Here is a 13,304-nt window from a genome sequence, read left to right on the forward strand (position 1 = left end):
TTTACTCTTTCAATCGAATAATACGTTGATTGGAGCTTCCGCGAAATGGAAGTGTTAAATCTTTTTCCTCAATTTCAAACCTTCCATCGACTAAAACATCCCCATAATGTAACAACTCTATCATATCATTATTTTGAGAACTCTGTATCTCTTCTAACGTATAACCTGTATACATCCATAGGTTTTTTTTCAAATCTTTCACGATTTTTGCTACCATTTTCACTTCAGCAGCTTGAAAAAATGGATCTCCACCTGAAAATGTTACATCAGTTAATGGATTACTTGCAATCTCTTTCACAATTTCTTCTACTGTCATTTCCGTTCCGTTGCAAATATTCCACGATTTCGGATTGTGGCAACCAACGCAACGATGCGGACAGCCCGCAAAAAACACGACTGTCCGCAATCCTTCTCCATCTACTACACTATCATGAATAATATTCATCACTTTCATTTATGTTTCACCCGATCTATCTCTTCACTACGTTTCGCACTATTCCACTTTGACATATCTCCTACAAGATAGCCTGTTATACGGCGAATTCTTTCTATATTAGCCTCATCTTCATTCCCGCAACTTGGACATTCATTCCCAATAACCCCGTGATAACTACAGCACTTACAACGGTCAACAGGATGATTAATTGAACCGTATCCAACGCCATGTTCTGCCATGGCTTGTACAATTTGTTTTAATGCCTTTTTGTTATGCATTGCTGCTCCGTCTAGTTCAATATAAGTAATATGTCCCCCGTTACATAGAGCATGAAACGGGCCTTCTAAACGGATTTTATTTATCGCTTGAATGTTATAATAAACTGGAATATGGAATGAATTCGTATAGTAATTATGGTTCGTTATACCGCTAATCACGCCAAATTCTTTTCTATCTTTTTTCACAAACTTCCCTGATAATCCTTCTGCTGGAGTTGCAATTACTGAGAAATTCAGTTGATGTTCTTCTGTCGCTTTATCCATTCTATCTCTCATAAAGGAAATAATTTCATACCCAAGTTTCCATGATTCTTCATCTTCCCCATGATGCTTTCCTGTTAAAGCTACTAAACATTCCGCAAGACCGATAAAACCAATACTTAACGTGCCTTGTTTTAAAATCGAGGCTACGGAGTCTTCAGGCTGCAACGTTTCTCCACCACGCCATACACCTTGTGAATATAAAAACTGAAAATCTCTTGCTCGCTTCGTACATTGATACGCAAATCTTTCTAATAACTGCTTAATTCCTAAATCTAAATAATAGTTTAGCGCTTCAAAAAACGCTTCTTTTGAACCACTAATTAACGCTAATTTCACTAAATTAATAGACGTAAATGATAAATTCCCTCTACCAATCGCTGTTTCTCCTCCATGTATATTAGACATAACACGAGTACGACATCCCATGTAACATACTTCACTTTCTGGTCTTCCATCATAATGCACTGCATTAAACGGAGCATCTAAAAATGAAAAGTTAGGGAATAATCGCTCTGCGGTTGTCTCTAATGCTAATTCAAATAAATCGTAGTTCGGATCACTTTCTTCAAAATTCACACCTTTTTTCATCTTGAAAATTTGAATCGGAAAAATCGGTGTCTCTCCTTTACCAAGTCCAGCTTGTGTCGCTTTTAAAAGTTGTTTAATTAACATTCTTCCTTCTTTCGATGTATCTGTTCCATAATTAATAGAAATAAACGGTACTTGTCCTCCGCCCCTACTATGCATACTATTCGAATTATGAACGAAAGCCTCACACGCTTGATACGTATCATTTTCCGTTTCTTTCCATGAAAATTCTTCTATTTGTTCTTTCGTAAGCGGATATGATTGTAATCGTTTTTTATGTCTCTCAATTGTTTTTCGTACATAAGGTGCTAAATCAATATCAAAGAGTGCAAACGATTGACCACCATGCTGCATATTTTGATTCGCTTGAAAAATAATAGACGAAAGAGCCAATGCACTTTTAATGTCTTGCGGTTGTCTCATATGTCCATGTCCAGTATGAAAACCATTAGCAAGCATTTGCGCTAACGGAATTTGTGAACAAGTCGTCGTTCCTGTTGCATAAAAATCTAAATCATGTGGATATAATATATTTTCATTTATCGCTTTTTTCACTTGATCTGACAATAAATTCTCAACAGCATAATATTTTGCACTCTCAGATGCGAACGTTCCCATTACGCCCATTGGAGAGCGGCCATCTACATTTGCATTTTCTTGCATCAAATCTTGTTCATTGCCGTGGACTATTGTCTCAAACACTTTCATTAATTCTTCTTCTCCACGTGTATTATTTTGTAACATTTATAACCCTCCACCAATATGTTGTTATCTTTTGATTAAAATGTTACTACATATAGTCTTACTGTTTCTGTGAGAAATGTAACATTACTGTGAAATTTTTTTCACGAAATAATGAATTTTTCATTTACAAAAAAGAAATGTGCTCTTTACAAATGTATGGTACAATATACGGGAAAAACTCTTTTTACCCTTTATCAACACATTTGAATAAAGGAGACTGAACTTATGGTTACTACATATCTTTTATTTATCGTTGCCTACTTACTTGGCTCGATTCCATTTGCACTAGTTGTTGGAAAAATCGGCTACGGAATCGATATTCGTGAGCACGGGAGCGGTAATCTAGGCGGAACAAACACATTCCGCACATTAGGGAAAAAAGCAGGTTTTACCGTTACAATTGCTGACATTTTAAAAGGGACATTAGCAACAAGTCTACCAATGATTTTCGGATTAGATATTCATCCACTATGGTTCGGGTTAGCGGCTGTTCTTGGACATGTCTATCCAATCTTCGCGAAATTCCGCGGTGGTAAAGCAGTTGCAACTTCTGCTGGGGTGCTATTATGCTATTCACCAGTTGTTTTTGCAATATTGGCTGTTGTATTTTTCACCCTTTTATTTACAACAAGATACGTATCACTTTCTTCTATGGTAACAGCAGTTGTTGCTGTTATTGCATCCATTGTTAGCGGGGATAAAATCTTCATTATTGCGATGTGTTTATTAGCAGGTATGGTTATTTATAAACACCGTGCAAATATCGGACGAATTATAAATAAAACTGAACCAAAAGCAAACTTTTCAAAAAAGCAAAAATAAGATCGTAACCCACATAACGCAAAAAGAAAACGTGAAGCATATTAATAGCGTCTTTTTGCGTTATTTTTTATACTAAAGAAAAAGCAACATAATTTGGAGGAACTATACATGAATCTTTCCGTAACAAAAGAAGCAGCACAATGGTATAAAACTGAATTAAACTTACAATCAAATGAAACACTACGCTTTTTCGTACAATACGGTGGTTGCAGTACTGTGCAAAAAGGACTTTCTTTAGGTATTCGTAAAGATGATCCTGCACATCCTGCTGTTCAAATTCAAGAAGAAAGTATTAATTTCTTTATTGAAGGCGATGATGAATGGTTCTTCGATGGACATAATTTATCTGTTACACTTAACGAAGGTGACGACTTCCCACAATTTAATTATGAAAAATAAAAAAACGTGGCTTCTGCCACGCTTTTTTATTTTTTCTTAATTTCCTCATATTTCGCATACCACTCAGGATATAACTTTTTAAATGATACAGGGCGGAACCCTTCTTTTTTCGCACAAATATTCGTTGTGCTTGCAGTAATACACAGTTCACCATCACCATTATATATTTCATATCCATATACAACGCGAAGTGGGCTCACAGTATCTACCCATGTTTTTACGCTTGCTTTTTCTCCGTAACGCATCGCTTTACGGTATGAAATTTGTAAATCTAACACAGGAGAAATAATTCCTTCTTTCTCCATTTCAACATATGAAAAACCTAAATCTTGTATAAGTTTCGTGCGACCTAACTCAAGCCACACTAAGTAGTTTGAATGGTAAACAACACCCATTTGATCTGTTTCCGCATAACGGATTTCAACTTCATGTTCTGCTACAAACATATGTATTCGCCTTCTTTCACTTCTGCTACCTTGCATACATTTAATCATAATACAGTGACATCAAAAATAAAATAAAAATAGTGAATCTTTTCCCGAAAGGAGCAAGCATATGATTCAAATTGTAACGGTTCGTAGTGGTGATAGCGTATATAGCTTGGCATCAAAATATGGATCAACACCTGACGAAATAGTAAAAGACAATGGATTAAATCCAGCTGAAACGCTCGTTGTTGGTCAGGCACTTATCGTTAATACGAAAGGGAATAATTATTATGTACAGCCTGGTGACAGCCTATATCGAATCTCTCAAACATATAATGTCCCCCTCGCTAGTTTAGCTAAAGTTAATAATTTATCTTTAAAATCTATTCTCCATGTCGGACAACAATTATACGTACCAAAAGGTACAAAACGAGCTGTAGAATCCATCGCTTATTTACAGCCTTCCACTATACCGATTAAAGAGAGTTTAGTTAATGCTACACGTGCCATCAATCCATTTTTAACATACTTAGCTTATTTTAGTTTTGAGGCAAAAAGAGATGGCACATTAAAAGAACCTACTGAAACAGCTAAAATCGCTAATATTGCAACGCAGGGTAAAACAATCCCTATGCTCGTTATTACAAATATTGAAAATGGTAATTTCAGTGCCGATCTAACATCGGTTATTTTACGCGACGCAACGATTCAAAACAAATTTATTACTAACATTTTGCAAACAGCTCAAAAATATGGCATGCGAGACATTCATTTCGATTTCGAGAGTGTAGCACCTGAAGACCGCGAGGCGTATAATCGCTTTTTACGAAATGTAAAAACACGCTTACCTAGCGGGTACACATTGAGCACAACTCTCGTACCGAAAACAAGTTCAAATCAAAAGGGAAAATTTTTCGAAGCTCACGATTATAAAGCGCAAGGGCAAATTGTTGATTTCGTCGTCATTATGACATATGACTGGGGATGGCAGGGCGGGCCACCGATGGCGATTTCTCCTATCGGTCCGGTGAAAGAAGTACTTCAATATGCAAAATCTCAAATGCCTCCCCAAAAAATTATGATGGGGCAAAATTTATACGGGTTTGATTGGAAGCTTCCATTTAAACAAGGAAATCCACCCGCAAAAGCAATTAGCTCTGTCGCAGCTGTTACACTAGCTCGTAAATATAATGTCCCTATTCGTTATGATTTCACAGCCCAAGCTCCTCATTTTAATTATTTTGATGAAAACGGCGTGCAACACGAAGTTTGGTTTGAAGATTCACGGTCTGTTCAAAGTAAATTCAATTTAATGAAAGAACAAGGTATAGGTGGTATTAGTTACTGGAAAATCGGTTTACCATTCCCACAAAATTGGCGTTTACTTGTTGAAAACTTTACGATTACGAAAAAGGGCTGACAAAAGTCAGCCCTTTTTGTATATTTTGTTAAGATTCATCTTTGATTTCACTTTTTAATGAGTCAATACTTTCTAAACGTCTTTGATTTTTTGCTTCAATAGCAGCACGATCTTTTTCATTAGAAAGTTCCGCTGTTTCTTTTGCTTCATTAAAGTTATCAACTGTATTTTGCACCATTTCTTGTAACTTTTCAGCGTTGTCACTTCGATTATCTGGATTTGGCATGTACTTCCCTCCTAATATTGTATATACACACCATCTTAAATTACCTATCTTTCCTCAAATTTATACATAAAAAAGGAGAATGTAATATTCTCCTTTTCTTTAACCATTATCAACAATCGGTTGTTTACCTGTTTGATCTTGCATTTGCTTTCCTTTATTTCCACCAGCTTTTTTTGATTGTGTTCCAATATGATTCGGTGCAAAGTCTTTTGAATTTTTTTTCGGATTACCCATTACTATCGCCTCCTTAACACTAGTATCGTACTAGTGTTAAGAATTATTCAGCTTGCTTAAAAAGTTTCATTTCATAACGTTTTTCAATGCGCTCTTCAATGCGATCAATTGCCTCACGATCGCTTAATAATTGTTGTTTATTTTCATTTACAAGTTCTTCAAACGATTTACGGCGACTTCTTCTCATGTTGTTCACCCTCTCTCCTTCGCTTTCTTATTACATAGTATGAGCAAACGAAAAACTCTTTAATCAGATTTGTGAGAAAATTTTATGTTTTAGTACTCCTAAAAAAACTCCGTGTACAATATATTGCACACGGAGTTTTTCATACCATAATATTTAAATACTCTTTCAACTTTTCATCTGCATTCATTTCATTTTCTTTATAATCATGAAGCGCCTGTAATACAAAATCATACTGTTCTAAAATATAACTTTCTAATCTCATAACATCCTCTAAGCTATTAAGCATAATTCTCGTATTACCAACTTCACTTTTTAACGCTGGTTCACATTTTAAGCTTGTACATATTTCTTTCACATCTTCTTCTAATATCTCTGTTAATACATATTTCTTTCGCCCTTTTACCTTTACTCTCATAACTGGATAAAAAGCTTTTATATCTAAATAACTTCCTACGTTCATACAACGTAGCCATTCTACATTCCGTTTATTACATGCAAGTATTTCTTTCACCGCTTCATATACCGCAGTTTCATCAAGCATAGCCTTATTTACTTTTCGTTTCCCTTCTTCTTCAATAGCTGCACACTTTTGATAAACAGCAGCACACGTAATGCAATCGTCAAATGCATTATGAGAGCTTAAACGAATTCCAAGCATTCGTTTTAACGTTTCAAGTTTATGATTAGGCGCATGCTTCATGTATTTCTTCGCTAAAAATACAGTATCAATTACTTTATTTTTAGGTTCAGGCAACCCAAGCATATTTACATTACTTTTCAAAAAGCGCATATCAAAAGAAGCATTATGGGCCACAATAACATTTGTATGTAAAAATGCTAAAAATAAAGGTAACACTTCTTCAATCGTCGGAGCATCTGAAACGCGATAATTAGTAATACCTGTTAAACTCGTTATTCGGTCCGGAATTGGCCGCTCTGGATTCACGTATGAAACAAATTGATCTACTAATTCATGATTACGATATTTCACTGCTGCAACTTGAATAATTTTATCATTATAAGGGTTAAATCCTGTTGTTTCAAAATCAATTACAACATAATCTAACGGTAAGGATACATTCCCCACTCCATACACTCCTTTATCTCTAAACGGTTATATTTCTTACATCATATCATGAAGTGATTACTACTTGAAAAAGAAAAGGCAGAAATGGGAACTCTCCACCTCTACCTTTTCACCATTATTTTAATTTAGCAACTCTTTTCTCCATCTCTTTTTGTGTCATCGGCCCAATAAACTTATCTTGAATGACACCTTTTGTATCTATAAAATACGAAGTTGGAATCGTAATTACTTTATACGCTGTTGTCACATCAATGTTCTTGTCCAATAAAACAGGAAAAGTAATTCCTTTTTCTTTAATAAAATTGCTTACCTTCTCTTCCCCCCCACCTTTTTCTGAAGGCGTATAATTGACCGCTAAAATTTCTACGTTCTCTTTATGTTCTTTATAGAAAGCCTCCATATCAGGCATTTCTTGTTGGCAAGGTCCACACCACGTTGCCCAAAAGTTTAAAATCACTTTCTTTCCTTTTAAATCTGATAGCTTTACATTCGTTCCATCTAACTTCGTTAATTCGAAGTCTGGCGCACTCCTCCCTATTTCAATACCATTCCTTGCGATAATCTCTTTCATCGCAGCTTCACTTTTTTCTTGCTTCACTTTTACCGCCTGCTCTTTATTACCAAACTGTTCATAAGCTGCATATCCCGCTAAACAAAGTAACACTACAATAATCGTAAGCTTCCGCCACATTTTATATCACCCTAACGTATTATCTTCTTTTAACACATTCATCAAAATACTATATACCTTATTTTAGCTTATACGGACAAGCTTGGAAATATTCACATTCTAAATAATCAGAATTTTTATAACTATGATGAAATATTTACCTTTACATCATATAATTAGAAATAAATATAATATTTTACAATGAAAGGAGCTCTCATGAATTTATTTGAAAAAATACTTCTATATATTCTTAGTTTTATATTTTCCCCAATCGGAATTATCACATGGATTATCTCACTATTTAGTAAAGATCCTGAAAAAAAACAAGTTGGACGTATTTGTCTCTATATCGCATTAATCTCATTTATCCTTTGGGCAGGCCTCGGCATTATTACTTTTTTCACGATGACTACCATTACTACTATAGAATAGTTATAGAAAGGATGATTATTTTGGGAGAACACCCTATCACCAAAGAGCTACGCTATATACGAATATGCTTAGTTATTTTAGTAATCGTTCTTTTATTTTTCAACAGTGAAAAAGTCGTTGAAATTTCTACAAATCATGATTCCATAGAAAATGTTCCCACCAGTAATATGACACAAATTGCGGAAAATACATTCGCTATTCAAGAATATAATCCATTACTAAGTAGCGAACATACAATTAAGATTTTCAAATATAATCCAGATACAAATCAACTTACTCTCGTCAAAGAAGTTAATTCTAGTGATCCGAATTCTTATACTTATCAACTTAATGAGAACGAATAAAGTGAAACTTTAATCAGCCCTCACCAATCGGGCTGCCCGGCAAATAGCGGAATAAAGATAAGGGCATTACATATCTCTTATCTTTTTGTTTGCAACTCTTTGTACAATGAGTTGCAATTTAATAATTCTCTAGGATTCCCACATTCCACAATAGTCCCATTCTTTATGACAACAACACAATCTGCTATCATCGCTCTCTCTACATCATGTGTTGCCACAATTCTCGTTACATTTCTCCCTATTCCTTCAATTATATTCCAAACCAGTTCTTGATTGCCTGGATCTAACCCAGCCGTCGGTTCATCTAAAATAATAAGAGTTGGATTTGATACAATCGCTCGCAATAATGCGAGACGTTTTCTTTCGCCTCCTGAAAGCTCTTCACCGCTTTTATGTAGCACAGTTTGACTCCCTTCAGGTAACCCTCTAATAATCGGCGTTACATTTATAAGTTCACTATTTTTTTCTAACTGATTTTCTAAACACTCTTCCCCGAAATACATATTCTCTGTTACCGTCGTTCGGAAAAAACGTGGTTCTTGCCAAACTGTAGTCATACGAGCTTCATTACCATAATAAGCAATGCTACCGTTAGATGGTTTATACAAGCCCGTTATTAACTTTAAAAGCGTTGTTTTTCCTGCACCGCTTTCTCCCACAATAATAACGAGTTCACCAGGACGAATTTGCAAATCAATATTACGAATTCTGCATTTCTCTTCGTCATTCTCCTGAAATGAAACATTTGTTATCCTGATACCCATCGCTCTTTCTACATTGTTATCTGCTGCTCGTTTATTTAAAAAGCAAAAAGTTCTATTTGCCGAAGCGACTGCAACTTGTGTCATTATTAATAAATCGCCTACATAACGGACAGGGAAAAAGAGCATCTCAATTGTCGCTAACACTGCAATGAGTGAACCAACTTCTATTTCTCCCCTCATTATTTTTTGTGCACCTATAATGAGAACAAGGATATATGCTCCTGTTTCAATCACCGTTCCAACTACTCCAATACAATGTTGCATCATCGTCTTCTTTACTTCCGATTTATACGATTGTGCCGTTACTCTTTTAAATAAGCGAATTGCCCATTTTTCTTTTTGTAAACTACGTAAATCTTGTACTCCTTTTACAAACTGTGACACCATCTCTACGACACTTGACTGATTTTTTTGAGCAATGCTTGCGATATTTCTTACCTTTTCCCCAAACAACATCGGAACTGTTGCACTTAAAAATAAAAACGGAGTTATCCACAATATGAACTGTATATCTATATGTTGTAGTGCTATGAACGCACCTATAAATTGCGCAATGGCATGTATATATTCTATTAATATAGAACTATATAACCTAATCCAATTCGGAATATCAGATACAACTAGCGTCTCTAACTCTCCTTGTTTAATTTTCTCACTCTCTTCAAACGGTAATAGGAAAAAATGGCGCAATACATCTATACGCTTCTCTCGTAATATTCGCTGACTCGCTTTTGAGCTTATATAATCAAATGAGAGGTTGTTCACCCACATCAACAAGCGGCAAACTGTAAACAAAGTAATGTAAAAATATGCTCCCTTCAACTCCCGTTGAATCAAATTATCTACAATTAGTCCCATGAATAGTGGCCGAGATAAATTTAAAATCGCTGCAAAAAGCCCACTACATACAGCTGCTATTACTAATATTTTTTCTTTCTGTAACGGTAACAAAATTCTTTTATATTCTTTCATGACGTTTCCTCCATTTTTTCACAGTAAAAAGAAAGGGATGAAACCAAATGGTTTCATCCCTTTCCATAAAATAAGGAAGCTAACAGTTGTTAGCTTCCTTCTCGTTCATTTCAATTATTTAGTTTGACACTTTTGACTCTTCAATTTTCTCACGAAGAACCATTTGCAGAATACCACCGTGACGGTAGTAATCAATTTCAACTTCACTATCGAAACGAGCTACTACTTCAAATTGTTTTTCGTTGCCATCTAAATCAGTTGCAACTACTTTTACAAGATCACGTGGTCTAACTGATTTGTCGATTTGAATTTCAAATGACTCGTTACCAACAAGACCTAACGTTTCAGCACTTTCGCCATCTTTAAATTGAAGTGGTAATACACCCATTAACACTAAGTTACTGCGGTGAATACGTTCGAAGCTTTCTGCGATTACTGCTTTAATACCTAATAAGTTAGTACCTTTCGCAGCCCAGTCACGAGAACTTCCCATACCATAATCTTTACCAGCAACAACTAGAAGACCTGTGCCATCTTCTTTATATTTCATAGCAGCATCATAGATTGATGTTACTTCACCAGTCGGCCAGTATGTTGTATATCCGCCTTCTGTTCCTGGTGCAATTTGGTTTTTAATACGGATGTTCGCGAATGTACCACGCATCATAACTTCATGGTTACCACGACGAGAACCGTAAGAGTTAAAGTCAACTGGTTGTACGCCGTTTTCTAATAAGTAGCGTCCAGCTGGTGTGTGCTTACCGATTGAACCTGCTGGTGAAATGTGGTCTGTCGTTACAGAGTCACCAAATTTACCAACTACGCGTAAGCCTGATAACGTTTCAACTTCACCTGGTTCTTTAGATAAACCTTCAAAGAATGGTGGGTTTTGAATGTATGTTGAATCATTATCCCAAGTATATAAAGCTTCGTTTGAAGTTTGGATTTCATTCCAACGCTCATTGCTATTAAATACTTGTGCATATTCTTTCTTGAACAGCTCAGATGTAACAACGCTTTGAACTACATCTTCAATTTCTTTAGCTGATGGCCAAATATCGTTGAAGTAAACAGCATTACCATTTGCATCTTTACCGATTTCATCATTTTTCAGGTCAATATCAACAGTACCTGCAAGTGCATATGCCACAACAAGTGGTGGTGATGCTAAGTAGTTCGCTTTTACAAGTGGATGAATACGACCTTCAAAGTTACGGTTACCAGATAAAACAGATGTTACTAATAAGTCGTTTGCTGCGATTGCTTCTTCTAATTCTGGCGCTAATGGACCAGAGTTACCGATACAAGTCGTACAGCCGTAACCAACTGTTTGGAAACCTAATTGGTCTAAATATGTTGTTAAACCTGATTTATCTAAGTACTCAGTAACAACTTTAGATCCTGGTGCTAATGATGTTTTTACGTACTCAGGTACTACAAGTCCTTTTTCAATTGCTTTCTTCGCAACTAGACCTGCTCCAATTAATACGTATGGGTTTGATGTATTTGTACAGCTTGTAATTGCTGCGATTGCAATTGCACCTGTTTTCATCGTTACTTCTTTATCTTCTAATGTAACCTTCACTTCTTTATCGAACTCTTGCTCATTAAATCCAAGTCCTTGTGTTCCAACTGGTGCTACAACAGCTTTGTGGAACGCATCTTTCATATCTGAAAGTGGAATTAAATCTTGTGGGCGTTTCGGTCCAGAAAGGTTAGATTCAATTGTATTTAAATCAATTTCAACAAGATCAGTGTAAATTGGATCTTTGCTGTCTGCTGTATAGAATAAGCCGTTCGCTTTACAGTATTCTTCAACAACGCGAATTTGTTCTTCATCTCTACCTGTTAAACGTAAGTATTCTAATGAAATATCATCGATTGGGAAGAATCCACAAGTTGCGCCATATTCTGGTGCCATGTTTGAAATTGTTGCACGGTCAGCTAAAGGCATGCTCTTTAGTCCATTACCGAAGAACTCAACGAATTTACCAACTACACCTTTTTGACGTAATACTTGTGTTACTTTTAATGCAACGTCAGTTGCTGTAGTACCACTTGGAAGTGTACCAGTTAATTTTACACCGATTACTTCAGGTACTGGGAAGTATGAAGGCTGTCCAAGCATTCCTGCTTCTGCTTCAATACCACCAACGCCCCAACCAAGAACGCCGATACCGTTAATCATTGTTGTATGTGAGTCTGTTCCAACTAATGAATCTGGGTATGCAACTAAGTCACCTTCAGCATTTTTCACCGCGTGAACAACTGGTGCTAAATATTCAAGGTTTACTTGGTGTACAATACCTGTAGCTGGTGGAACTGCGCGGTAGTTATCAAATGATTTCTGTGCCCAGCTTAAAAATTTATAACGTTCTTCATTACGTTTAAACTCTAAGTCCATGTTGAATGCAAGCGCGTCTGCCGTACCCGCTCTATCAACCTGTACAGAGTGATCGATTACAAGGTCTACAGTAATTTCCGGATTAATTTTATCAGGATCCCCACCCATGTCTGCCATTGCTTTACGAAGCGAAGCCAAATCAACAACAGCTGGAACACCAGTGAAATCTTGTAAAATTACACGAGATGGTTTAAATGGAACATCGATATCTTGCACATCTTTCGTTCCCCATTTCGCTAAATTTGTAACATGCTCTTCTGTGATTACACGTCCGTCTACTTGACGAAGTACTGATTCAAGTAAAACTTTCACGGAATATGGTAATTGAGATACGTTGCCAACCCCTGCGTTTTCAAGCGCTTTCAAATCATAATAATGATACGTTTTTCCATCTACTTCAAAAGTTGCGCGTGATTGAAATGGATTATGTTTGACCATTATGTTTCCCCCCTGTTAAACGTGACTAAGTTGTCTGAATATAAAATGTAGACAAACTTTTCAATACCTTACGATAATATCTTATTACAACTTTCTAAATAAGTAAATAATAAGAAACTTATAGATTATCATAAGTTTTCTTTATGCTTCTAAATTTGAATAGTGTT

General features: G+C 35.9%; 15 protein-coding genes. 5 read left to right on the forward strand and 10 right to left on the reverse strand.

Going from position 1 to position 13,304, the window contains the following annotated elements; all coding sequences use genetic code 11:
- Window position 1: 1 nt before the first annotated feature.
- Together nrdG and C3Y97_RS18265 are read right to left on the reverse strand one after the other, a co-directional pair.
- The gene (gene nrdG / locus C3Y97_RS18260; protein WP_000867081.1) at window positions 2–454 is read right to left on the reverse strand and encodes an anaerobic ribonucleoside-triphosphate reductase activating protein; all 453 of its coding nucleotides are present in this window, start codon (window positions 452–454) and stop codon (window positions 2–4) included.
- Window positions 451–2,310, reverse strand: a complete 1,860-nt coding sequence (locus C3Y97_RS18265) for an anaerobic ribonucleoside triphosphate reductase (protein ID WP_086692770.1) — start codon at window positions 2,308–2,310, stop codon at window positions 451–453. The genes nrdG and C3Y97_RS18265 overlap by 4 nt, the downstream gene beginning before the upstream one ends.
- Before the next feature lie 225 nt (window positions 2,311–2,535).
- Between C3Y97_RS18265 and plsY the strand changes: the two genes are divergently transcribed.
- Both plsY and C3Y97_RS18275 read left to right on the forward strand, forming a co-directional pair.
- The gene (gene plsY, locus C3Y97_RS18270; protein WP_000258974.1) at window positions 2,536–3,132 is read left to right on the forward strand and encodes a glycerol-3-phosphate 1-O-acyltransferase PlsY; all 597 of its coding nucleotides are present in this window, start codon (window positions 2,536–2,538) and stop codon (window positions 3,130–3,132) included.
- Between the two features lie 108 nt (window positions 3,133–3,240).
- Window positions 3,241–3,531, forward strand: coding sequence for a HesB/YadR/YfhF family protein (locus tag C3Y97_RS18275; RefSeq protein WP_136363601.1), 291 nt, complete (start codon window positions 3,241–3,243; stop codon window positions 3,529–3,531).
- Window positions 3,532–3,557: 26 nt separating this feature from the next.
- Here the strand turns inward: C3Y97_RS18275 and C3Y97_RS18280 are convergent, their stop codons facing one another.
- A complete protein-coding gene (locus tag C3Y97_RS18280) occupies window positions 3,558–3,977 on the reverse strand; it encodes an acyl-CoA thioesterase (protein ID WP_000495817.1) in 420 nt (139 codons plus the stop codon).
- A 109-nt stretch (window positions 3,978–4,086) separates the two neighbouring features.
- Between C3Y97_RS18280 and C3Y97_RS18285 the strand changes: the two genes are divergently transcribed.
- Window positions 4,087–5,379: a glycoside hydrolase family 18 protein gene (locus C3Y97_RS18285; RefSeq protein ID WP_000614859.1), complete on the forward strand. Its 1,293-nt coding sequence runs from the start codon at window positions 4,087–4,089 to the stop codon at window positions 5,377–5,379.
- Window positions 5,380–5,407: 28 nt separating this feature from the next.
- Here C3Y97_RS18285 and tlp read toward each other — a convergent pair whose 3' ends face one another.
- The 5 genes from tlp to C3Y97_RS18310 all read right to left on the reverse strand — a co-directional run bounded on the left by tlp (window position 5,408) and on the right by C3Y97_RS18310 (window position 7,804).
- On the reverse strand, window positions 5,408–5,605 hold the full coding sequence (gene tlp / locus C3Y97_RS18290; protein WP_001133511.1) for a small acid-soluble spore protein Tlp: 198 nt from the start codon (window positions 5,603–5,605) through the stop codon (window positions 5,408–5,410).
- 99 nt (window positions 5,606–5,704) lie between these two features.
- Window positions 5,705–5,839 (reverse strand): acid-soluble spore protein SspN, encoded by a 135-nt coding sequence (gene sspN, locus C3Y97_RS18295; protein ID WP_000527987.1) that lies wholly within the window; start codon window positions 5,837–5,839, stop codon window positions 5,705–5,707.
- Between the two features lie 43 nt (window positions 5,840–5,882).
- Complete coding sequence (locus C3Y97_RS18300) at window positions 5,883–6,026, reverse strand: FbpB family small basic protein (RefSeq protein ID WP_001254703.1); 144 nt, start codon at window positions 6,024–6,026, stop codon at window positions 5,883–5,885.
- A 139-nt stretch (window positions 6,027–6,165) separates the two neighbouring features.
- A complete protein-coding gene (locus C3Y97_RS18305) occupies window positions 6,166–7,113 on the reverse strand; it encodes a 3'-5' exonuclease (RefSeq protein WP_000528757.1) in 948 nt (315 codons plus the stop codon).
- Window positions 7,114–7,228: 115 nt separating this feature from the next.
- On the reverse strand, window positions 7,229–7,804 hold the full coding sequence (locus C3Y97_RS18310) for a redoxin domain-containing protein (RefSeq protein ID WP_136363602.1): 576 nt from the start codon (window positions 7,802–7,804) through the stop codon (window positions 7,229–7,231).
- Between the two features lie 195 nt (window positions 7,805–7,999).
- Between C3Y97_RS18310 and C3Y97_RS18315 the strand changes: the two genes are divergently transcribed.
- Both C3Y97_RS18315 and C3Y97_RS18320 read left to right on the forward strand, forming a co-directional pair.
- A complete protein-coding gene (locus tag C3Y97_RS18315) occupies window positions 8,000–8,215 on the forward strand; it encodes a hypothetical protein (RefSeq protein WP_001047912.1) in 216 nt (71 codons plus the stop codon).
- A gap of 11 nt (window positions 8,216–8,226) precedes the next feature.
- The gene (locus C3Y97_RS18320; protein WP_074555548.1) at window positions 8,227–8,559 is read left to right on the forward strand and encodes a YmzC family protein; all 333 of its coding nucleotides are present in this window, start codon (window positions 8,227–8,229) and stop codon (window positions 8,557–8,559) included.
- A 77-nt stretch (window positions 8,560–8,636) separates the two neighbouring features.
- Here the strand turns inward: C3Y97_RS18320 and C3Y97_RS18325 are convergent, their stop codons facing one another.
- Together C3Y97_RS18325 and acnA are read right to left on the reverse strand one after the other, a co-directional pair.
- Window positions 8,637–10,295 (reverse strand): ABC transporter ATP-binding protein, encoded by a 1,659-nt coding sequence (locus C3Y97_RS18325; RefSeq protein ID WP_033695656.1) that lies wholly within the window; start codon window positions 10,293–10,295, stop codon window positions 8,637–8,639.
- A 118-nt stretch (window positions 10,296–10,413) separates the two neighbouring features.
- Window positions 10,414–13,137, reverse strand: coding sequence for an aconitate hydratase AcnA (gene acnA, locus C3Y97_RS18330; protein ID WP_000238564.1), 2,724 nt, complete (start codon window positions 13,135–13,137; stop codon window positions 10,414–10,416).
- Between the last annotated feature and the right edge of the window lie 167 nt (window positions 13,138–13,304).

Origin of the sequence: Bacillus sp. DU-106, from assembly GCF_004799705.1 — a bacterium.
Lineage (GTDB): Bacteria > Bacillota > Bacilli > Bacillales > Bacillaceae_G > Bacillus_A > Bacillus_A cereus.

Coding starts and splice junctions, on each gene's coding strand:
- acnA (WP_000238564.1), bottom strand. CDS start 13,137: ATGGTCAAACATAATCCATTTCAATCACGCGCAACTTTTGAAGTAGAT.
- plsY (WP_000258974.1), top strand. CDS start 2,536: ATGGTTACTACATATCTTTTATTTATCGTTGCCTACTTACTTGGCTCG.
- C3Y97_RS18310 (WP_136363602.1), bottom strand. CDS start 7,804: ATGTGGCGGAAGCTTACGATTATTGTAGTGTTACTTTGTTTAGCGGGA.
- sspN (WP_000527987.1), bottom strand. CDS start 5,839: ATGGGTAATCCGAAAAAAAATTCAAAAGACTTTGCACCGAATCATATT.
- nrdG (WP_000867081.1), bottom strand. CDS start 454: ATGAAAGTGATGAATATTATTCATGATAGTGTAGTAGATGGAGAAGGA.
- C3Y97_RS18315 (WP_001047912.1), top strand. CDS start 8,000: ATGAATTTATTTGAAAAAATACTTCTATATATTCTTAGTTTTATATTT.
- C3Y97_RS18265 (WP_086692770.1), bottom strand. CDS start 2,310: ATGTTACAAAATAATACACGTGGAGAAGAAGAATTAATGAAAGTGTTT.
- C3Y97_RS18275 (WP_136363601.1), top strand. CDS start 3,241: ATGAATCTTTCCGTAACAAAAGAAGCAGCACAATGGTATAAAACTGAA.
- C3Y97_RS18320 (WP_074555548.1), top strand. CDS start 8,227: ATGATTATTTTGGGAGAACACCCTATCACCAAAGAGCTACGCTATATA.
- tlp (WP_001133511.1), bottom strand. CDS start 5,605: ATGCCAAATCCAGATAATCGAAGTGACAACGCTGAAAAGTTACAAGAA.
- C3Y97_RS18285 (WP_000614859.1), top strand. CDS start 4,087: ATGATTCAAATTGTAACGGTTCGTAGTGGTGATAGCGTATATAGCTTG.
- C3Y97_RS18280 (WP_000495817.1), bottom strand. CDS start 3,977: ATGTTTGTAGCAGAACATGAAGTTGAAATCCGTTATGCGGAAACAGAT.
- C3Y97_RS18300 (WP_001254703.1), bottom strand. CDS start 6,026: ATGAGAAGAAGTCGCCGTAAATCGTTTGAAGAACTTGTAAATGAAAAT.
- C3Y97_RS18325 (WP_033695656.1), bottom strand. CDS start 10,295: ATGAAAGAATATAAAAGAATTTTGTTACCGTTACAGAAAGAAAAAATA.